Below are 22,217 nucleotides of genomic sequence, written 5' to 3'. Positions count from 1 at the left end.
CCCATCCGCGCATCCCAGATGCGCCTTATTCTCGGGGGCTGGGAGATGGTTATATGAGACAGCGACTAAAGACTCCCGACTCCAAACTAACCAAGGATAGCAAAAAACCTATCCACCCCGGACTCCCGACTAAAGACTCCCGACTCCAAACTAATAAGGGACAGCAAGAATCAAAACTTAGTAACATCCTTAATACAACAAATTTAGGACTAAACTATTTGGATATTTTTACACTCTAAATCTCGAATCACTATCGCTGATACTGGTTGGGGGAACTACACAAATATAAACATGAAGAAAAGGTATATTATTTATGCTGTTTTTGCTTTGGGCTTAGCTTATCTGGTTTACTACCGGATTAAGGAAAACAAAAACGTAGAAGGGAAAGGAGCTGGCGCAACTGGTCAGGGTAAAGGAGGCGAAGGGAAGTCGGCTGCATTAGTAGTGGATGGAATTGTGGTGAAGCCAGCATCATTTAATAACGACCTGGAAGTTACCGGAGCAATAGATGCGAACGAATCTGTTGTGCTTAAAAGTGAAATTTCCGGCCTGGTAACCGGCATTTATTTTAAAGAAGGAACGAATGTAGCCAAAGGTAGTGTGCTCGTTAAAATTAACGACAGAGATATTCAGGCGCAGTTACAGGAAGCGGTGACCAGACAAAAACTTTCTTCCACGAATGAAAACAGGGCCAAACAACTATTGGCTAAGGGTGCAATTAGTCAGGAAGAATACGATACTTCTTTAGCAGACTCCAGGTCGTTACAATCACAATCGCAATTGGTAAGGGCACAATTGGCGAAAGCAACCATCCGGGCACCATTTTCCGGTAGAATCGGATTACGCAACATTTCTGAAGGTACTTACCTTACACCGTCCACGGTAATCGCAAATTTAGTAAGCACCAATCCAATCAAAGTAACGTTTTCGATTCCTGAAAAATACGCAGGACAAATTAAAACAGGTTCATCAATTACGTTTACTACCGACGGATCATCGAAAGAGAACACCGGAAAAGTATATGCAATAGAGCCTGGGATTAATGCTGCAACAAGAACACTGCAAATCAGGGCGTTGGCGCCAAATGCTGATAATGCATTACTTCCGGGATCTTTCGCGAAGATAAAATTAGCGCTAAACACCCTTCAAGATGCTATCCTGATTCCAAACCAGGCTGTTGTTCCGGTTTTAAAGGGAAAAATTGTTTACATCCAGAAAAATGGAAAAGCACAGGAAGTAAAAGTTGAAGCCGGCACCCGTACGGATGAAAATATAGTAATTACATCTGGTCTGAAAGTTGGCGATACCGTCTTAACCACGGGATCTATGGCCTTGAAGCAAGATGCTCCGGTAAAAGTTCATTTGGTTAAAGAATAGTTATGAGTATCTCTACAACGAGTATAAAAAGGCCTGTTCTAGCCATAGTAATGAATTTGCTGATTGTGCTGTTTGGCGTAATCGGCTATACGTTTTTAGGGGTTAGGGAATATCCGTCAATTGATCCGACAGTGGTTTCGGTGAGGACCTCTTACCCTGGCGCCAACTCTGACATTATTGAATCGCAGATTACAGAGCCTTTAGAAAAATCGATTAACTCTATTGATGGAATTCGGAACATTTCTTCTTCCAGTAATCAGGGTACCAGTAATATTACCATCGAATTTAACCTGGATAAAAATATTGAGGAAGCAGCCAATGATGTGCGTGATAAAGTTTCGCAGGCAGCCAGAACTTTACCAAAAGATATTGATGGTTTACCGGTGGTAAGCAAGGCTGATGCAAACTCAGATCCCATTTTATCAATGACCATTCAAAGTGATAAAAGAAATACTTTAGAATTGAGTGATTTTGCGGAAAATGTAATTGCCGATCGGATTCAAACCATTCCCGGAGTAAGTAGCGTGCAGATTCAGGGACAGCGGAAATATGCGATGCGCATCTGGATGGACCCGAATAAATTAAGCGCTTACGGATTAACCTCGCAAGATATTGTTACTGCTTTAGATAATGAAAATGTAGAATTACCCTCAGGAAAAATTACCGGTGCCACTACTGAGCTAACCGTTAAAACTCTTGGAAAATTAACCAACGAAAGCCAGTTCAATAACCTGATTTTGAGATCAGACAGTAACCAGGTGATCAAACTCCAGGATGTTGGTTATGCGGTTCTGGGGCCGGAGAATGAAGAAACCATTTTAAGGGAATCTGGCAAGCCAATGGTTGCCGTGGCAATTATCCCTCAGCCAGGCGCCAATTACCTGGATATCAGTAAAGAATTTTATAACCGTTTCGATAAGCTTAAAGCGGATATTCCGCAGGATATTAAACTAAAGGTAGCTTTGGATAACACGCTTTTCATTAAGCGTTCGGTTACGGAAGTTGCTGAAACGATAGGATTATCGCTCGTATTGGTAATCTTAATTATTTACCTGTTTTTTAGAGATTGGGCCATCGCTTTCCGCCCGTTAATTGATATTCCGGTATCACTGGTATTTACATTCTTTATTATGTACGCCTTCGGATTTTCCATTAACGTATTAAGTTTACTGGCAATTGTATTGGCTACGGGTTTAGTGGTAGATGATGGTATTGTGGTTACCGAAAATATCTTTAAAAAGGTAGAAGAAGGTATGTCGCCATTTGAAGCGGCAATTAAGGGTTCGAATGAAATTTTCTTTGCGGTAATTTCTATTTCCATTACCCTTGCTGCAGTATTTTTACCGGTAATTTTTTTACAGGGTTTTGTTGGCCGGTTGTTTAGAGAGTTCGGCGTGGTAATTGGTGCAGCGGTTTTAATTTCTGCATTCGTTTCGCTAACGCTCACGCCGATGTTAAACGCCTATTTAATGAAATCCGGCGGACATAAACCTTCGAAATTTTACAACTGGACAGAGCCATATTTTGTTAAATTAAATGATTCATACGCTTCAAACCTGAATAAGTTTTTAGATAAGCGATGGCTTTCTATCCCAATCATTGTAGTTTGTATGGGATTGATTTTCCTTTTCTGGAAAATATTACCGAAAGAAACGGCACCGTATGATGACAGAAGTGCAATTAATATCAGTGCAACCACCCCGGAAGGATCATCTTTTGCTTATACGGATCAGTTTATCATGAAATTGAATCAGCTGGTGCTTGATTCTGTTCCCGAGAAAAACGTAAATATCACCATCACTTCGCCAGGTTTTGGCGGTTCAGGATCTGTTAACTCAGGTTTCGTGCGGATGGGCCTTGTTGACCCGGAAGACCGGGAGCGAACGCAGAAAGAAATTGCAGATAAGCTGACGAAGATTACTAAAAAATATACAGAAGGAAAAACCATTATCAATCAACAACCAACCATTTCTGTAGGGCGAAGAGGTGGTTTGCCGATCAGCTACATTATCCAGGCACAAAATTTTGAGAAACTACGGGAGAAAATTCCATTATTTATGGATGCCGTTGCGAAAGACCCAACGTTTACTGTTTCTGATGTCAACCTTAAATTTAATAAGCCAGAGATTAATTTAACCATCGACAGGGATAAAGCGAAAAACCTGGGCGTTTCTGTCGTTGCCATTGCCCAAACGCTCAATTTAGGCTTAAGCGGGCAGCGTTTTTCATACTTTTTCATGAATGGAAAGCAGTATCAGGTAATCGGTCAGTTTGATCGTGGCGACCGGAAAGACCCGTTAGACCTGAGTTCGGTTTATGTGCGCAGTGATAAGGGAGAATTGGTTCAGCTGGATAATTTAGTAACGGCGAAAGAAGAAAGTAGTCCGCCGCAGTTATATAGAAACAACCGTTTTATCGCTGCAACAGTTTCTGCCGGCCTGGCACCTGGTAAAAGTATAGGTGAAGGGATTGAAGCGATGGATGCCATTTCCTCAAAAATACTGGATGAAACTTTCTCTACCGATTTAAGTGGAGAATCGAGGGATTTTAAAGAAAGTTCTTCTAACACTTTCTTCGCCTTTGGCTTAGCCTTATTATTGGTTTACCTGATCCTTTCTGCGCAATTTGAAAGCTTTAAAGACCCGGTTATTATCATTTTAACTGTACCAATGGCCGTTGCCGGGGCTTTTCTATCCCTCTGGTTATGCGGCCAAAGCTGGAATATTTTCAGCCAGATTGGAACCATTATGTTAATTGGTTTGGTAACAAAGAATGGAATTTTAATCGTAGAGTTTGCCAATCAGTTAAAAGAGAAGGGAACGCCTATTCCTGAAGCCATCCGCGAGGCATCGGTTTCCCGTTTACGTCCGATTTTGATGACCAGTTTAGCCATTGCCATTGGCGCACTTCCTATTGCCTTAGCTTTGGGTGCGGCTGCAAAAAGCAGAATGAGTATGGGAACTGTGATTGTTGGAGGAACCCTATTTTCTCTTGTGCTTACACTATTTGTAATTCCTGCAATTTATTCTTACTGGGCGAAACCTTACAAACCGAATAAACAATTAAAAGATGCCCATCGCTTCGAACAGGAAGCAATAAATACAGAAGAATAAGATGAGCAAGAAATTACAATTACTATCTTTTTTGCTGTGTTTATCCTTTTCCGGATTTGCACAGGAACTCCTTACCTTAAAAGAGGCCGTAAGCATCGCTTTGCAGAATAATTACGATATTAAAATCAGCAGGAACGACCTATCAATCGCCAAAAACAACAACAACATCGGGAATGCAGGAATGTTGCCAACGCTAGATGGAACTTACATCAATGGTGGAGGAATTCAAAACACCAGGCAAACCCCTGCAACCGGGCCCGACCGTGTTATAACAGGCGCAAAAAGCACGAATAATAGCCTGGGTGCAGATTTAAACTGGACGGTTTTTGATGGCTTTACCATGTTTGCGAATTATGACCGGTTAAAAGAATTACAAAAACAGGGGGAAGTAAATGCCAGGTTAACCATCCTGAATACGGTTGCCGACGTCATTAACGCTTATTATGATGTGATCAGGCAACAACAATTGCTCATTGCAGCAGATAGCGCGATAGATGTTTCCGTTCTGCGCACCAACATTGCAAAAACCAAGCTGGAATTGGGAAGAGGCTCAAAGCTGGATGTATTGACTGCACAGGTAGATTACAATACAGATACCTCAAACTATCTTCAAATTAAAAACTTTTTGCAGGTTTCGAAAATTCGTTTAAACCAGATTATGGTGCGCGATATCAGCACCAATTTTTCTGTTGCAGATAGTATTGATGTAGACAGGGGGATTTTATTCAGCAAGCAGGCAGAAATTGCAGAACAGCAAAATCCGGATGTACAGAATGCTTTCATCAACCAAAGGCTTGCATCGCTGAATCTGAAAGCCGTTCGGGGCGCACGGTATCCTGCCATTAGCTTAAATTCTGGTTATAGCAGGGCAAATAGCACGAGCCCTACCGGATTTAACCAAAAATTTGCTGCAAATGGATTTACCTATGGCGTTACCGCAAGCCTGAACCTGTTTAATGGCTTTTTACAGCGACAAAATGAGCGCAACGCAAAAATTGAGATCGAGACTTCAAAATTAAACCTCGGTAAAACGAAACTCGATGTTAATTCACAATTGCTTTCTGCCTATCAGAATTATGCAACCTACCTTGATTTGGTTAAGCTAGAACAGCGAAACGTAGACATTGCGAAAGAAAGTTTAGACATCACTTTGGCGAAATACCGTTTAGGAAGCATTGCCCCGCTCGAATTGCGTGAAGCACAACGCAATGCCATTGATGCACAAAACCGCTTTATTGAAATGCAGTATCAGGCTAAACTGGCAGAAACCATGTTAAAAGAAATAAGTGGAAATATAAATTTATCAAATTAGTTTAAGCAACTAATTAAAATTAATTCACCCGCGAAGTCTGCGCCGTTATGCGCTGAACTTCGCGGGTTTTTTCATGCCTGTAGTTTCAATATCTTCATAGATAAAGGGTTCGTAAAACAAGTGCCACGAAATAATCGAAGGAGATATAAACCGTGACAAAAATCCGGTTGTGAATTTGTATAATTAATACTAAATTTATAAACCAGATACAATGCATTATGAATACTAATTTAGTAGACTTCATTAGAGCCAACCTGGCCATATTACAGAACCAGCCCTTATCTGGCGGCATTGTTGCAAAAAATATGCATATTAGTGATAATGGAAGTGGAGAACTAAGTTTATACGGTGATTTTACCATCACCCTGAAAGTGTTAGACCTTACTACAAATGGTGCACCCAATTTAAACAGCCTCATGACTTTTACCCAACAAGTGATTACAACGAAATTAAGGGGTGGGGGTTACAAAAATGGGGTAATTATACATAAATATAATTCTGCTAAAAAAATTTTCGATAAAACTAAAACCTGGACCTATTCTATCCGTTATAATTTTAATTTCACTGTAAACGTTATACAGATCAATATGCTAACTGAGATTAAGGGCAATGATTTTGTATTAGCTGTTGTAGATAGTATTGGCCATCAATTTACGGACCGATATGGCAGAAATCAAAGTTCAGCGGGGCTTACTCAGGGTGAGGGAGGGCCAGCAACTGTTAGTTATAATAGTTGGCAAAAAAATAAACACATTGGTGTACATGAGTTTTTTCATACCCTAAGTTTAGATGATATTGAAGATTCAGATAAAAAGAACAGATTAATGTATCATTTAGGAGATAACTCTGGTCAAACAATATCGGATACAGAAAAAGGTGATATGCTTAATTTTATTATGAAGTACATGACTGATATAACAAAAGGTAATCATTCTAATGTTGACCTCAATACAGTTAATCGTCTAAAAACATTTTTAAACAATCCAACAAATGGTTTCAAATTTAATAAAGCTAAGTTTAGGTAGTTTATCAATCTTTTTATTTTTAAGTTGCCATAATCCAACCAAATATAAAAATAGTGTAGATAATAAAACTTCAGATACTTGTAGATATTACAGGTATGATGCAGGCCAGATCATTTCTAATTATGGCTGTAAGAATTGCCACGTTTCTATTAATGTAAATAAAATTGATACTTATGGCTTGATAACATTAAGAGGCTTGGCAGCCATGGATAGTCTAAAGCTAATTGATTATGCATTTACTAAAAAACATAAAGGATGGTATAGTAAAAATGGGGATCTTAAATCGGCAAGGATGGATACTTTAAGTGAATGTGAAATAAAAAGTGTAATCAGATACATTAAAGACTTTGGCAGAGATGTACCACTTTCCAGTCATTAGTATGTATGGTTTCAAATTTAATAATGCTAAGTTTAGGTAGTCTGCTTACCATATTGCTATCCAGTATGACATAAAAGCAAAGAAAATATATAGTAAAAGAAATCTAAACAGTCTCGAAGATAATAACCTCAAAGCAGAACTAAATAACTTCAAATTATAAGATAATAACCTCGAGACAGATGAAAATAACCTCAAAGCCGAACTAAATAACTTCAAATTATAAGATAATAACCTTGATGCAGAAGACAATAACATCAACGCCAAACTAAAGAACTTCAAATTACAAGTAGCAACTTCCAGACAGAAGAAAACAGCCTCTAATACTAATCATCCCCCTTACAGGTAACGAAATTATTGCAAGCATAAAATTCTATATTTAATTTTTATATTTAGTGCATGATACTTGTTGCAGATAGTGGCTCATCAAAAACCGATTGGATGGGTTATCTTAATGGAGAAACCATTAGATTTAATACCACTGGAATAAACCCATATTTTTTAAGTGAGCAGGATATTTCGAATTTAATTTTGAAAAATGAAACCGTTATACAATATGCAGACCAGGTAAAAGAGATTTACTTTTTTGGTGCTGGTTGCTCTTCGCCTGATAAGCATGAAGTGGTTTCAAACGGCCTTTCTGAAGTTTTTCAAAACGCATTTATCTCCGTAGATCACGATTTACTCGGTTCAGTTTATGCAACCTGTGGCAATGCAGAAGGATTAAACTGCATTTTAGGAACGGGATCTAACATTTGCTATTTTGATGGCAAGAAGATTCATGATGGTCACCATGGTTTAGGTTATGTTTTAGGCGATGAAGGATCAGGAACTTTTTTTGGCAAAAAAGTGTTGCTAGCCTATTTATATAATAAAATGCCTGCAGGATTGGCCTCTGAATTTAAAAAAGCATTTCCGGCTGATAAAGAGCAGATTATTACCAATGTTTACCAAAAACCTTTCCCTAATATTTACCTGGCCGGCTTTAGTCGATTCATGGCCAGCCATCGCGACCATCCTTTTATTAAGGATATTTTAAAAACAGGCTTTCAGGAATTTGTAAACACCAACGTAAAGGATTACCCTAAATACAAAGAGGTGCCCTGCCATTTTGTAGGGTCCATTGCCTACTATTACCAGGAAACTTTAATTGAGGTTTTAGAAGAGAATGGCATTGAACCCGGCAAAATATTACAAAAGCCAATAGAAGAGCTTTTCAACTTTATCCTTCAAAAAGAGGGTATTGTTCAACAGACCAGCTAATATTTACAAATTTTATTTGTTTATAAATTAATTGTTAAAATATTCTTAAGATTGTAAACTTAACAAGATACATTTTGTTATATTTTTGATGGCGAATAAATTGCTTTAAAACATATGAAGAGAATACTGGTAGTTGACGATGACATTGAGGTTTTAGAAACCATACAATTAATACTGGAAATCGGCGGATTCAAGGTTTCAGCACTTAACGATGGAGAAGAAGTATTTAACAGAATTGAGAGCTTTAAACCAGATTTAATCTTACTTGATATATCGCTTGGCCATATAGACGGGCGTGTGCTATGTGAACAACTAAAATCTATAGAAAGCACTTCAAAAATTCCGATTTTATTAATCTCTGGTTTATACAACCCGAAAGATTTTACTACTTTAAATTACGGCCAGGATGATTTTCTTTCGAAACCATTCCAGATGGACGTGCTATTAAAAAAGATTACCAAAATTCTTTCTTTAGAAGAAGACAAACCCAGTTTTCATTTAAATTAGAAAAAGCTATACATTATTGAAGCCAAAGAACTTAATTGTTTTTTGGCTTTTTTTTATCAAATTAACCATTCAAAAAAACTTAAATGATGATCCCCACCGCCGAATGGATTAAACTTTGGAACGAAAAGAAAACACTTCTGGCTTGCCCGAATAACCTGAACGATTACTTTGAAAAACAAAACCTCGCCGGAAAAACCATCGACCACTTAGAACTCGGTAGTGTTTCCATTCCAAGTGGCGAAATTTTAGTGCGCGACCCTTTGGTTTATATTAATAAAGATGCCGAGCCTTATTTATATAAAGTACCTGTTGGCGAATTCCCTGTTACAGCCGCCGTTGTGGTACCGGATGATGAAGATTCCGCAAGATATGCAGCAGTCAAAGTTCAGTTTACCAGCAATGATGCAATTAGATTTGAAGAAGCACTAATTGGCACTGAAGATTTAGCGAATTTTAGTGAGGGCGAATTCTTTGGTTTCAATGTTGATGCTGGTTTAGGTTGTGTGCTTGATGCTGAAAGCCTTAAAGCTTTTTGTACATTTCAGGATCAATTTCTAGCGGAAAACAAGGACAAAAACCTGTATGATGACTATTTTGCGGCACTCTTCGCCAAAAATTATGAAGAAAATCCAACTTATCAGCGTGAGGGTGGCGATTGGTTGAACTGGAAAATACCAGGAACAGATTATAATATCCCCTTCTTTCAAAGCGGATTCGGTGACGGCGCATATCCGGTTTATTATGGCTTTGATGCGAATGATCAGGTTTGCTGTTTAATTATTCAATTCATAGATATTGAACTTGCTTACAGACCCGATCCTGAAGCTTAATAATTCATGCGCCTGCATTTAGCCTTTATATCATTTCGAAATATCCGGATTTGGTAAACCTTGGTTTAAAAACTCCTCAAATAAGATTATTCATTCTTTACTCTACATAATAACCATGAAAGAAGGTCTGTCATTTTGGCAAACAAAATCGTTTGGAACAGGCATTGATATGCAGCAGGTAGATTAAACAATTTATTTACATATGAGCATTCAAGAAAAAGGAAATATCTCGATACATACCGAGAATATTTTCCCGATAATTAAGAAGTTTTTATACTCTGACAACGAGATTTTTCTCCGTGAGTTGGTTTCAAACGCTGTAGATGCGGTTCAGAAAATTAAAAGACTCGGTTCATTAGGTCAGTTTAATGGCGAAGTAGGACAACCTTTAGTAAAAGTTGCCGTAGACAAAGACGCAAAAACCATTACCATTAGCGATAATGGCTTGGGTATGACCGCTGAAGAAATCAAGAAATACATTAACCAGGTTGCATTTTCTGGCGCAAGTGAGTTTGTAGAAAAATTTAAAGATGCAAAAGATGCCAACGAGATTATTGGTAAGTTTGGTTTAGGTTTCTACTCTGCCTTTATGGTTGCAGACTTAGTAGAAATTCAAACTTTATCTTATCAGGATGGCGCTGAGCCTGCCCGTTGGATTTGCGATGGTAGTACAGAATTCGAAATTACCGAAGGCACAAAGACTACCCGCGGTACAGATATCATCCTTCATGTAAATAAAGATTCTGAAGAGTTTTTGGAAGAATCAAAATTGCAGGAAATTTTAGATAAATATGCTAAATTCTTACCTGTTCCAATTCAATTTGGCACTAAAACTGAATCTGTTGAAGACGGTGAAGATGAGGAAGGCAAGAAAAAATATATAGATGTAGCTGTTGATAACATCATCAACACCACTAATCCAATCTGGACAAAAGCACCTGCAGATTTGTCAGATGAGGAATACTTAAGCTTCTACCAGGAACTATATCCATTTAGCGAAGAACCATTGTTCTGGATCCACCTGAATGTGGATTATCCATTCAACTTAACTGGTGTATTGTATTTCCCGAAATTGAAAAACGATTTCGAAATGCAACGCAGCAAAATTAAGTTGTATTCTCGCCAGGTATTTATAACTGATGAGGTTAAAGATATCGTTCCGGAATTTTTAATGTTGTTACATGGTGTAATTGATTCACCAGATATTCCATTGAACGTTTCCCGTAGTTTCTTACAGGCAGATAGTAACGTTAAAAAAATAAACAATTACATTACCAGAAAAGTTGCTGATAAACTAGCAGAATTATTTGCTAAAGACCGCAAAGCATTCGAAGATAAGTGGAAAGACATTGGTTTGTTCGTAAAATACGGAATGATCAGCGAAGAGAAATTCTACGATAAAGCTAAAGATTTCGCTTTAGTCGGAAACACTAAAAACGAACTTTTCACCTTAAATGAATATAAAGAGAAGGTAGCTCCATTACAAACTGATAAAAACGGTACCGTAGTTTATTTGTATTCAAATGATGCGGCAAAACAAGATGCTTTTATTCAATCGGCTAATAAAAAGGATTATGATGTTTTAGTATTGGATTCGCCAATCGATAATCACTTCATTAATCAAATGGAGCAAAAATTAGAGAAAACATCTATAAAACGTGTTGATTCTAGTGTTGCAGATAAATTAATTGAGAAAGACGAAGTTAACGAACACGTATTAAGCGAAGACCAGGTTAAAGAAGTAACTGCAATTTTTGAAAAAGCAATTACTAAACCAGGTATGCAGGTAGAAGTAATCGCTTTAAGTCCTGATGAATTGCCCGTAACCATTACCATGGATGAGTTTATGCGCCGTATGAAAGATATGGCTGCAATGGGCGGTGGAATGGGCTTTTACGGCCAAATGCCAGATAGTTACAAAGTGGCTATTAATGGAAACCACAAATTAGTGAGTAAAATCTTAAAAACAGAAGGTGAAGCACAGGCCAACCTGGCAAAACAAGCTGTTGATTTGGCTTTATTGGCTCAGGGAATGTTAACAGGCGCAGAATTAACTGCTTTCGTAAGCAGAAGTGTTGAGTTAATCTAGCTCGGATATATTATTTACAAAAAGGGAGAAATCGAAAGGTTTCTCCCTTTTTTATTAGATTAAGAGCATAAAAAAAGTCCTAATAAATTAGGACTTAATTTCTATAGAATCTCCGGGACGTTAAGATTTCAATAAATATACTAACTGGCTACCTGTTTTTGATCAACATTGAAATAATCTTTGTGATCTTCAATCATTTTGGCAATTGTTGCCGCTTTGGTATCTGTTAATTTAAATTCAAATAAAGGCTCTTGATTTTTTTTTGATTTTACCATTTTCTCTGTGTAGAAGCGATAAACCAATCCGTTTGTTAATAAGCCGTATTTTGCTTTTGTTTTACGGAAGTACTTTGATAAACGCGAATCGTGGATATCCAGACTATCTTCATGGTGCTTACACTCCACTAAAATAGTAGGTTCTCCATCTTTCATAATGGTATAGTCAACTTTCTTGCTTTTCTTTACTCCAAAGTCTAGCACAGCCTCAGATTGAACCTCTGAAGGATCAAAACCTAGAATTTGAATGAAAGGCAGAACTAATGCATTTCTGGTAGAATCTTCTGTTTGAACTTGTGGAAGCATCTTTTTGATCCTGACAGCAAATTGTCCTATTTCGTCTTTAAGTTCCATGGTAGTGTATATATTTTTTTTAGAGGTATCAGTTTTTTAAGCTGTATTGTTTAAATACAGGATTTGCCATTCCAATTATCTGATCCAGACTTTTCTTGTCGAAAAAGTTTTGGTTCGAAGTTCCGGTCATATAGGATAACTTATTAATGCCGTCAGCTTGTATTTCAAGCTGAAAATTCTTTAAGCCATCTTTGATTGCCTGCTGAACATAATTGCGTATGATCAGAAAAGACTTTCTAAAAACATACTCCTTTTCCATCTGTCCCGTGGCAGTTTCAAATGCGTTCAGATTATTATATTCCTGCTGCATTTGTAAATAACCACCTGCATTCATAATGTACTGGCTGAACATACCTCCACAATAGACTTTACTAAGCAGGTATTCATATTCGCGAGCGATCATCATTAACTTCTTACTTCGATGGATGTGGTGATATGCTTATTTGTATTTTTAAACTTTTAAAACCTTCCATGCTTAACCCAGTTTTGTATGGCCTGTTTAGTATGTTCTTTTCAACAGGCTACACAAATTGGGCAGGCAGATGTTAGGTCAACTAAAATGATAATGGTTTAAAAGCCAGTCATTTTAATCATTTGTTTTTGGCAAACAGTTTAAAGATTAGAAAAAAGAGATATGGAATAGATTTTATTACATGAACCCCCCAGAATTTTACACGAAACCTGTAGAATTTTAGACGAAACTATACGTTACATTTTTTTAATCCCGGGAAGCTAAATACAATTCATTTTTTATTTAACTTGCAGTAATTCATTTCAAGCAACATTATTATAACTATCATGAATCTAAAATGCGTTGTTATCGACGACGAACAGCATGCAATAGAGGTAATTACCGACCATATAGCAGAAATGCCCGGCTTAATTGTTTTTAAGACTTTCACCAGTCCTGTCCAGGCACTGACTGAGCTTAGCTTGGACGATGAGATCGATTTATTATTCATGGACATTGACATGCCTGGAATTAACGGGCTCGAACTGGCCAAAAATATCAGGGAAAAAGCGAAGTATTTAATCTTCACCACCGCACACCCTGATTATGCTTTACAAGCCTTCGATGTACAATCAGATCAATATCTGCTTAAGCCAATCTCATTTGCAAAATTCGCGCTGGGTATAGACAGAATTCTGAAAAAGGAAGCAAACAATGCCCGTGCTGCAAAAGATGCTGACCATGCTTCTGCGCTTTACATCAAAGGCGATCACAAGTATGCTTTCTCTAATATTGCTATCGATGAGATTCTCTACATCAAAGCCTTACAGAACTATATTCAGATTATCACTAACAATGAAACGCATACCACATATCTTACCTTAAAGGAGATAGATAAAGCGTTGGAGCGTCATCCATTTATCCGGGTAAACAAATCTAACATCGTTGCAAAATCTGCTATCAAAAAAGTGGATGGAAACATCATCCGTTTAACTAATAATGAAATGATACAAATTGGTGAAGGCTATAAAGAAGCTTTCTTCACCTATGTACAAAACAGTCTATTAAAATCAAACCGAAATCAATAGATTATTAATCTACAATATAGCTGGTCATTACTATTGTGTGGCTCATGTCTCCTGTTGGATTAGTAGCGAAGTTATTTTGAGCTTTAACATTTTTATAAACAAAAACAGTTTTTTTCGCAAGTTTTGGAGTGTTTTGAGTTTTCATATTATGGTAAATTTAAAAGAGTTATTATTATTGTTATTAATTTCTGTAAAGGTGCAGCCTAAATTTTTGCTCCCCTATTTTTTTACACAAACACTTACTTTTGGGAGATAAAACCTCAATTTCAGTAGATTTAACCTAAAAAATGATACAAGTAACGCTTAAAAACTTCTGGAAAAAATATAAACTTCATTTCATTATTTGGGGAATTTATATCATATATGAGGTATTTATATTGGGTTTTGCCGCAAAACAGTTTCGCCCCGTTGGCGCATACATCCTGGTTTACATCACTAACATTTTTGTTTTCTACACCCATGCCTTCCTCGTTGAAAAAGTAATAAAAGACAAAAGCGCAACACTCAAATTTTTCAAAATATTAGGTTTAATAATTTTAATGTTATTTGCATACATTCTGTTAACTTATATCCTGGTGTTGCTGTTTGGTAAGATAGGTTTAATAGATTCTGAAGGCTGGAATTTTATTAACCGTACATTCGTTTTATCCTGCATCTACAGATCGCTGCTTTTTATTGGTTTTGCTACCGGCTATGTTTACATCATCAAATCATTTGAAGATCAGAAAAAGGTAGAGATTCTGGAGCGGCAAAATCTGATTACGCAAATTGAAAAACAGAGTTTAGAAACAGATTTGATTCAATCGCAAAACAATTTTCTGAGAAGTCAGATTAATCCGCACTTTCTGTTTAATACTTTAAACTTTATTTATAACGATACGCGTAAAAAAGCACCAATGGCTGCTGATGCCATTATGAATTTATCAGAAATGATGCGCTACGCATTGAAACAACCTGCAGCTTCAGAACTGGTGCCGTTGCGTGAAGAAGTTGAACAAATAGAGCACTTAATTAATTTGCATAAGCTGCGGACGGCAAATACAATTAATATGTCGCTGGAAGTAAATGGTGATTTATTTGGCTTGAGATTTCCACCACTTATTCTACTTACCCTGGTAGAGAACATTTTTAAACATGGGAACGTAACTCATTCTACCCAACCTGCCACTGTAAAAATAGATTACAAAGAAAACACCTTAAACATCAGTACCATTAATATGGTAAATGATGGCCGCGGCAAACATGAAAGTCATCATGTTGGATTAGAAAACGTTGCCAACCGCCTGAAAAGCTTTTATAAAAATGATTTTGTTTTTAAATATTATACTGATCCCCTGAATAGATACGTTACCGAAATTTCCGTCGGGGTTGTTAACCCAATGGCCAGACTAAATATTATCCGATAGCTTTGCTGCGTTGAAGATCTTTTAATAAGAAATAATACATCACCATTTCATGCGTTCGCTGGTTTTTATCAAAAAGGCGATTTACATGCATGTGCATCAAATCCATAAACAACTTAAACTTCCGGCCAGGCTCCTTATCCTGTAATAAAGAAACCAGCGACTGAACCAGCTGGTTAAAACAAGCCTGTTGGGATCCATCAAGTGTTGCTGTAATGCTGGTTCTATAAGATTGATATTGTTGATTTAGCTTTTTGAAGTCAGCTGCATCTAAGTGGTGTTCATTATTGTAAGAATCTGATGCCAGTTTTACAACCTTTCTTAATTCTTCCACTTCGAAAACTCCGTCTTGCTGTAGCTGTACTACAATTGCTGCGCAAAACTTATACTTGCTAAAAGAATCTGGCTGATGAGGAAAAATGGACAGCACAAATGCACTATCAATACTAAAATGTACTTCCGCCTGCTCGATCAGATCACTTCCATAGCGTTCTATTTCGCGCTTATAAGCCCTTAAATAAAAATCCGACACCAATCCATTACTGATGTAAGGCGATAAATAATCTGCGAATGAAGCACTTAAAACCTGGTTATCCGCTACATCTTTAACATTTACCCTGAACCTGATGTGATCCCCATTTTCATTGTACCGGATGAAAAACCACGATTTAATTTCCCCGCCATGCGCCTGTATAAATGAGCCGATCACGTTAACTAGAATTTCATCTGCCCGCTGCTGGTGACAAAAAATCTCAAAATAAAGCCACTCACTTCCCGGAAGGAAAATTTGCTGAACGGGTTTTATAGCTTCTACATTAATTGCCGGCGCTTCGTTATAAATGCGCTCATCGTGTGTAACGCCAAGAATAAATTGAGTTAGATATGGTTTCTCCTGTTCATCTACCACAACATGCTGCTTTGGCAAAATCACTTCTTCGAGGTAAATGCTTGTCTGCTTCTGCATAAACTGCATAAATGCGGTCAAATCTTCATCTGAAGCTAAGGCGAAGCATAATGTCTGGTCTGATAAGCCGGCTTTAAAATAGTCAGATACTCCAATATTAGTAAGATACTGCCTACATGCATCAACAGAAAGCTGAACTTTTGCAGGATAGAAGGCGGTCTTTTCAACCCGCCATTTTTGGGCATTTAAAATAATATTCTGGTACTGCAGCCGCGGATAATAGCTTAATTCAGGAAAAATACCATCAAGCGGAAGCGACAAATTGCTTTGGATACCCTGATGCTGTAAATCGCAAAGCAACCTGAATACAGAAAGATCTGATCGTGTATAATTATATGCAGAGGCCATACGCGGCATTAAACGTTTATTTAAAAATTTTGAACGAAGGATAACCTGCCCGTTTCTTACAGAAACCTGAATATCATTGAGTAAAAGCGGATTCGCAGAGGTATCATAATTAAGGATGGAGAGTTGTTGTTCGTAAACCAGTTTTCGCCTGTTGATATTATCTACAGTGGCTTCAACCATATAAGCAACATCAAAAAACAGTACATCTGCATTCGCCTGCTCCTCTATTGCTGAAATTTCTTTGCAATAGTTTTCAACCGTGGCATTAGCCATGGAAAAACGCCCTGCAAGTGCGTTTGCAGTTACCCCTCCTATCTGATCCATGATGATTAAATCATCTATAACATTTAACAGGATGCTTAGAGAATTTGGCAGCGGACTTGGTTTCTCGTTTAAAACCAGATCCAGCTTATTTAGGAATATGGTTTTTCCGGGTTCAAATCTTTCTATTGACAATGATTTTTTTAAACCAGATTTTAAATCGGAGCTTAGTTTATTATCCTTTTTGTTATTAAACTGAATAACAAAATCATCGCTTTCGCTGCTCTGCTCCAGTTCATCATAACCTATCCCCATTTCCGGGTCCAGCGCAACCAGAAGTGAAATTTCCCGCTGTTCGAATTTTTTGCTAAATCTTTGAATAAAGGTTGTTAATGCGGCTCTTTCTTCCTTCGGAATAATTTTTTGCAGCAGCTGGAGCAAATTTGGAACAGACTTAAAGAGACTGCGATCTACTCCTCCATCAATAACCTTACGCTCAGCAATTAAGTATTGAGGCAAGGTTTCCACTTTCTGCTCACCAATTCTTTTGAAATAATCTTCCCCGATAATATTCGGATCCTGATCAGTAAAAAGGAGTTGTAAGTCATGCATATCTTTGAGCATGTTAAACAAATCTGATTGTTGGCTGGCATCCAACTCAAGCTTCAAGATTAAATCCTGCACCCGGATCGGCTTCAGGCAGGCATTTAGTATACTCATTACAAACTCGTCGTTGCCAATTTCTGAAAGTTCGAAAATACCCTCCGAGCAGGCAATGTACCTGATGCCATCAAGCGTTGCGTAAAAACTGCTGTTGCTAAATAAAAAACCGTTCTCTTTTAAAGTTTGATCAAAATCCAACATCAACTGATTGCGGTACGGCCAGTCGATAAAGCGATGAACAATCTGCTCTTCATCAATGATCAGGGTAGTTGCATGCGTTTTAATGGCATCACTTAAAATGCTAAAGCTTGCAAATGTTCCGTAGGGAGTGGAACGATATTTAGCCCGGTTAAAATACTTCCAGATGGTGAAAGATATTTTAGGTGGCAAAGCACTCAAATCTTTTGCCTCCACATCTTTTATGGCTTCATAAAAATCGCCTGATGAGACGGAAATCGCTTTTTTTAATTCTTCCCAGCAAGCCTCCAAATCGGATTGAAAGGAAAACATGGGCGTTCTGAAAAGGAGTGTTGGACTTAGATTAAGTTTCATGAGATGGAAATAGTCAGCGAAAATTACAAAGATTAATTATAAAACTGCTATCTGTACAAAACTAAAAAGCCACCTCCAAAAGTGGAAGTGGCTATCAACGGGGACAATTGATTAAAATTATTTTTTAGTCACTTTAAATTCTGTTTTACTGTTTTTCGCTCTGCCATCTGGATTATCTTTCTTTCTTCTGCTTCATCCAACTTCATTTGGTGCAATTGGCATAGATTCTCCGTATCCTTTTGAGGTTAATCTAGCCTGGGTAATTCCCTTACTCACCTGGTAATCCACACAAGATTGCGCTCTTTTATCCCTTGGGTCGCCCCCACCTGTACGTTAATAAGTCCGGATCAGAATATATCATGATGCATCTTGGTGTTTGCAGGCACGTTGCGGAAACTTCAATTCCAGTTCACCACTATAAGCCAAAATATTTAAGGCAATCCCTTCTGATGATTGTACTGTTGCGAAAGTATTTTCATCAGCAGTAGTGGCGTTGGCTGGATTATCTACTGTAGTAACGAAACACGTACCTAAACCTATAAATCACACAGTAAAACTGTTTGCATTGCCAGGTGCAATTGCTGTAGATGCATCATTTTTCCTTTGTAAATATAATTTTGAATATAAGATCGTTAATATAACTACAGCAACAAATGTCAGCGCATTACGAATAATCCGTTTTTAAGAATAGTGAAGCAGAAATTTTTATCATGTCAAGGTATTTATTATAGGGTGGCTCTGGGCGGCCTAGTTTACTTCAGTTACAGCCTTAATTGACTACAAATTAACATTTTATCTGATAATCTGTATCATCCATTATATTCATATTTGTCTGTCCTATCTCATTCATTTTATTCATATTTGATTTATTCTTAAAATCATTTCTGCTATTGTGAAATTATGATGACATTAGTAAATGTCATCTCTATGTTAATGAACTCTAACGAACTCCTAATTGAACTCAGGAAGTTTGTACTTACAAAATCAGGATTAAGGAATATCGATCCTGCGCATTGTAAAGTAATTTCTGAGTATGTATTCCAAGAAACCAAAAACTATGTTAGCGAAACTACTATCAAACGTTTCTTTGGCTTCGCCAATACGCCACATAAATTTTCTTTGTTCACCTTAAATAGCTTATCTCAATATATCGGCTATTCTGACTGGGGATCATTTAAAAAAGATAAACAGGATAATATTTCTGCTGATCAAAGTTTATGGCAAACCTTGAAATTAAAGGCCCGAACCATTACCGAATTATCCCTGGTAACTAAAAAGAATAATTCAGGCGTTCCTTTTGATTATACTGCTAAAAGAAGTTTCTACTACCCTGATTTTGATTATTTTTTAAAGAATAGTTACCAGTTTGCTACCGTTAGTGCACAGCCTGGTCAGGGTAAATCCATTTTAATAGCGCATTTGGTAGAGCATTTTTTCCATTCAGAAAATGCGTTGTATAAAAATGATATCGTTTTACTTATTAACCCAAATACGATTAATTCTGCTATTCAAGCCGGATTGACTTTAAAAGAGTGGTTTTTAAGGGAATTTAATTTCAATAGCGTAAGTGAACTAATTGCCTATGTTAAAACTAATCCCGGGAGTAAAGAAGGGCGCTTTGTAATTATTATTGATGGTGTTGATGATTATCTATCGCATAGCAATAGGTTTAAATTGTTTGTAAATTTCCTTTACAGCATTGAGGAGAATAATTTCCTCAAAACCATGATCAGCTTACGAACCAACACGTGGATAAATCTGCAATCTGCTTTAACCGGATCTGCATTTTTAACGAAGTATTGGTACACGGGTGTGTTTTATGATGAAGACACGTTATGTAATGTTCCGCCCCTAAGCACCATAGAAATTTTATATACCTTAAGTCACATCGAAAAAAAGGTTGTAACCATAGATGATGTGAGTGCTGCATTGCTTAAACAATTAAAAACACCGTTCTGGCTGCAGGTTTATTATAAACTCATCGCCGAAACAAGAACCCTTGAATTGGATGATCCGCTATTGTGTTATGAGCTGATTAACTTCTTTTTAGAGAAAAAAATATTTTTGGCAAAAAAAAGTACCGAAAAAATATTTCTGCTTAAGAAGATCAGTGAACATATTTCTGAAGGCAACAAAGGATTACGAGTGGCAAAAGAAAATATGCTTACTTATATAAATTCTTATCCTGAAGCGTATGAAGAGCTCCTTTACACCGGTATGCTGATCGAAGAAAAGCGATTTAGCACAGCCATGCCAACTGAAGTAATCAGGTTTTTAAATGATGACATTTATACCTATTTCCTTTTCATCCAAATTACAGAAAACTTTAAATATAAATCGAGCAAGGCCCTCTTCGAATATATTTTACATCATTTTTCACCTCGAACGGCATTAAGAAACAATATTTTAAACTGGTGCATCCGGTTCTGTATCAATAGGAATGAAATTGCAGAGCTAAAGAATATTTTAAAGCTTCCCTTCACCAATGAGGAAAAAAATAACGCCTTCGATTTTATTTGCAGCGTTTCTAAATATGAGCTAAGTAAGCCCAATTCCAAATTTAATAAACAAAGCATTGGTCAGGATTTCATCGACCTAATGGCCTCAGGCAGAACGATGAGCAAGTTATACAAAGAAACCATAAAAAATATTTCCGACAACGTACTAAACGAGGACGCGCAGATTATGCTGCATATTATTGAATGCAATATTTCATTAATTGATATCGACAAAGCATCATTGGCAAATACCATGCAGCTGTTAAAGCGCAATTATAAGCGACTGAATGAGCTTTTTCCGATTAATCCCTATGATTTAATTTTATATTTCTATAATAGCCTGATTAACAAGCCTAATGAAGGTGGTTCGCTGGAAGATAAAATTATTAAGCTTTGCCATCAGATTGACCGGACACCACCGCTAAAAAATGAGCAAATAACTACCGCAGAAATACTTACTTACAGACTGGTCCTGAACACCTTATTTGCGCAGAAAAACTATGCTGAATGCCACCGCTTTATCATGTCCATTTTAAATAAATATCCAAATATTTTTTATCTGCGGACCTCTGTCTTCTCCCCTTTTCTCCTTATTCATTTAGGCCATACTTATCTTAAACTTAACTATTATAAGAAAGCCCAGAGAATTGTAAATTTTGTAGAGAAGATTATTGAAAACGATTACACTTATTACACACAATTTATTTGTGTGAGTTTTTTTGTATTTAAAGCCAGTTTTTATAACTGTATTTACAAATATGAACACGCGGTGGTTGAAAGCGATTTAGGTTTAAAAATTGCTAAAAAAGAAGATTTTAAAACGATGGTAGTAGCGCTTTACCTCTTAAAGATAGATTCGCTGAAACATTCTAATGTTTCTGAAGAAGTATCAAACGCAATTAAAGAGTTGTTAAACTTCTTAGCACATCACAAAATCTCGATGCCCGACTATACCAACTTAAATGGTGGCGAGTTTGAACAAACTTTTAAGGTGCTAAAATCATATCAAAAATAAAAAGTCTGTTGGAGTTGATCAACAGGCTTATCATATTTAAAAAATGATCAGTTTTTAGTATGGTCAACTTATCACTCGCTTTGACCTTTCAACCGAAGAATCCTGGAGATAGAAGAGGGGTTATCTGAGCATCGTTAGTCGTTTTTCGTCTGTCGTCGTCCGTTTTTGGTTCGCTTGCCTTTCACTTTTCTACTTTCTATTTTCCATTTTCCGCTTTAGCCTTTCCGCTTATCTCTTTAACTGAGTATTGTTAGTCGTTTTTCGTCTGTCGTAGTTCGTTTTTGGCCCTATTGGCTTTCCATTTTATCCTTTAGTCTTTGTTCCTTGCTCTTTGTTCCTTACTCTTTGTTCCCTGCTCTTTGCTCCTCCAACTTTCTGATAACGCAGAAACCCCTGCAGTTGTTACTGCAAGGGTTCTTTGTTAAATGCCTGATTTGAGGCTTTTAAGATTTG

16 protein-coding genes are annotated in these 22,217 nt (G+C 37.1%); 12 read left to right on the top strand and 4 right to left on the bottom strand.

Translation table 11 applies throughout. The annotated features are described in order from the left end of the window. Window positions 1–291 precede the first annotated feature (291 nt). The 9 genes from GJU39_RS21415 (at window position 292) to htpG (ending at window position 11,892) form a co-directional block, all read left to right on the top strand. Complete coding sequence (locus GJU39_RS21415; protein ID WP_154283047.1) at window positions 292–1,377, top strand: efflux RND transporter periplasmic adaptor subunit; 1,086 nt, start codon at window positions 292–294, stop codon at window positions 1,375–1,377. 2 nt (window positions 1,378–1,379) lie between these two features. Further along, window positions 1,380–4,490 carry an efflux RND transporter permease subunit gene (locus tag GJU39_RS21410; RefSeq protein WP_154283046.1) on the top strand — a complete coding sequence of 1,037 codons (3,111 nt, stop codon included), beginning with the start codon at window positions 1,380–1,382 and terminating at the stop codon, window positions 4,488–4,490. A 1-nt stretch (window position 4,491) separates the two neighbouring features. Then, window positions 4,492–5,802 carry a TolC family protein gene (locus GJU39_RS21405; protein ID WP_154283045.1) on the top strand — a complete coding sequence of 437 codons (1,311 nt, stop codon included), beginning with the start codon at window positions 4,492–4,494 and terminating at the stop codon, window positions 5,800–5,802. A gap of 218 nt (window positions 5,803–6,020) precedes the next feature. After that, window positions 6,021–6,827 (top strand): hypothetical protein, encoded by an 807-nt coding sequence (locus tag GJU39_RS21400; protein WP_154283044.1) that lies wholly within the window; start codon window positions 6,021–6,023, stop codon window positions 6,825–6,827. Next, window positions 6,793–7,206, top strand: coding sequence for a hypothetical protein (locus tag GJU39_RS21395; protein WP_154283043.1), 414 nt, complete (start codon window positions 6,793–6,795; stop codon window positions 7,204–7,206). The genes GJU39_RS21400 and GJU39_RS21395 overlap by 35 nt, the downstream gene beginning before the upstream one ends. A 396-nt stretch (window positions 7,207–7,602) precedes the next feature. Continuing rightward, window positions 7,603–8,466: an N-acetylglucosamine kinase gene (locus tag GJU39_RS21390; RefSeq protein ID WP_245228052.1), complete on the top strand. Its 864-nt coding sequence runs from the start codon at window positions 7,603–7,605 to the stop codon at window positions 8,464–8,466. Between the two features lie 114 nt (window positions 8,467–8,580). Beyond that, window positions 8,581–8,973: a response regulator gene (locus tag GJU39_RS21385; protein WP_154283042.1), complete on the top strand. Its 393-nt coding sequence runs from the start codon at window positions 8,581–8,583 to the stop codon at window positions 8,971–8,973. 83 nt (window positions 8,974–9,056) lie between these two features. Then, complete coding sequence (locus GJU39_RS21380) at window positions 9,057–9,803, top strand: DUF4241 domain-containing protein (RefSeq protein WP_209437705.1); 747 nt, start codon at window positions 9,057–9,059, stop codon at window positions 9,801–9,803. A gap of 202 nt (window positions 9,804–10,005) precedes the next feature. Beyond that, a complete protein-coding gene (htpG, locus tag GJU39_RS21375) occupies window positions 10,006–11,892 on the top strand; it encodes a molecular chaperone HtpG (protein WP_154283041.1) in 1,887 nt (628 codons plus the stop codon). Window positions 11,893–12,032: 140 nt separating this feature from the next. On the opposite strand, the gene GJU39_RS21370 is transcribed toward htpG, so the two are convergent. Both GJU39_RS21370 and GJU39_RS21365 read right to left on the bottom strand, forming a co-directional pair. After that, entirely contained in the window at window positions 12,033–12,521 is a 489-nt protein-coding gene (locus GJU39_RS21370) for a type I restriction enzyme HsdR N-terminal domain-containing protein (RefSeq protein ID WP_154283040.1), read from the bottom strand. A 28-nt stretch (window positions 12,522–12,549) separates the two neighbouring features. Next, window positions 12,550–12,927, bottom strand: coding sequence for a hypothetical protein (locus GJU39_RS21365; RefSeq protein WP_154283039.1), 378 nt, complete (start codon window positions 12,925–12,927; stop codon window positions 12,550–12,552). 392 nt (window positions 12,928–13,319) lie between these two features. Here GJU39_RS21365 and GJU39_RS21360 point away from each other — a divergent pair, with 392 nt between their 5' ends. After that, complete coding sequence (locus GJU39_RS21360) at window positions 13,320–14,060, top strand: LytR/AlgR family response regulator transcription factor (protein WP_154283038.1); 741 nt, start codon at window positions 13,320–13,322, stop codon at window positions 14,058–14,060. A gap of 4 nt (window positions 14,061–14,064) precedes the next feature. Here the strand turns inward: GJU39_RS21360 and GJU39_RS21355 are convergent, their stop codons facing one another. Beyond that, a complete protein-coding gene (locus tag GJU39_RS21355; RefSeq protein WP_154283037.1) occupies window positions 14,065–14,205 on the bottom strand; it encodes a hypothetical protein in 141 nt (46 codons plus the stop codon). A 142-nt stretch (window positions 14,206–14,347) separates the two neighbouring features. Here GJU39_RS21355 and GJU39_RS21350 point away from each other — a divergent pair, with 142 nt between their 5' ends. Next, the gene (locus GJU39_RS21350) at window positions 14,348–15,466 is read left to right on the top strand and encodes a sensor histidine kinase (protein WP_154283036.1); all 1,119 of its coding nucleotides are present in this window, start codon (window positions 14,348–14,350) and stop codon (window positions 15,464–15,466) included. On the opposite strand, the gene GJU39_RS21345 is transcribed toward GJU39_RS21350, so the two are convergent. Then, complete coding sequence (locus GJU39_RS21345) at window positions 15,456–18,251, bottom strand: lantibiotic dehydratase (protein WP_154283035.1); 2,796 nt, start codon at window positions 18,249–18,251, stop codon at window positions 15,456–15,458. The genes GJU39_RS21350 and GJU39_RS21345 overlap by 11 nt on opposite strands. 900 nt (window positions 18,252–19,151) lie before the next feature. On the opposite strand from GJU39_RS21345, the gene GJU39_RS21340 reads away from it, so the two are divergent. Continuing rightward, window positions 19,152–21,764 carry an NACHT domain-containing protein gene (locus GJU39_RS21340; RefSeq protein ID WP_154283034.1) on the top strand — a complete coding sequence of 871 codons (2,613 nt, stop codon included), beginning with the start codon at window positions 19,152–19,154 and terminating at the stop codon, window positions 21,762–21,764. The last annotated feature ends 453 nt before the right edge of the window (window positions 21,765–22,217 follow it).

It is taken from the genome of Pedobacter petrophilus (genome assembly GCF_009674725.1).
In the GTDB taxonomy this organism is placed as follows: domain Bacteria; phylum Bacteroidota; class Bacteroidia; order Sphingobacteriales; family Sphingobacteriaceae; genus Pedobacter; species Pedobacter petrophilus.
The sequence above is the reverse complement of the archived record's forward strand: the minus strand, read 5'-3'. Positions and strand labels throughout refer to the sequence as shown.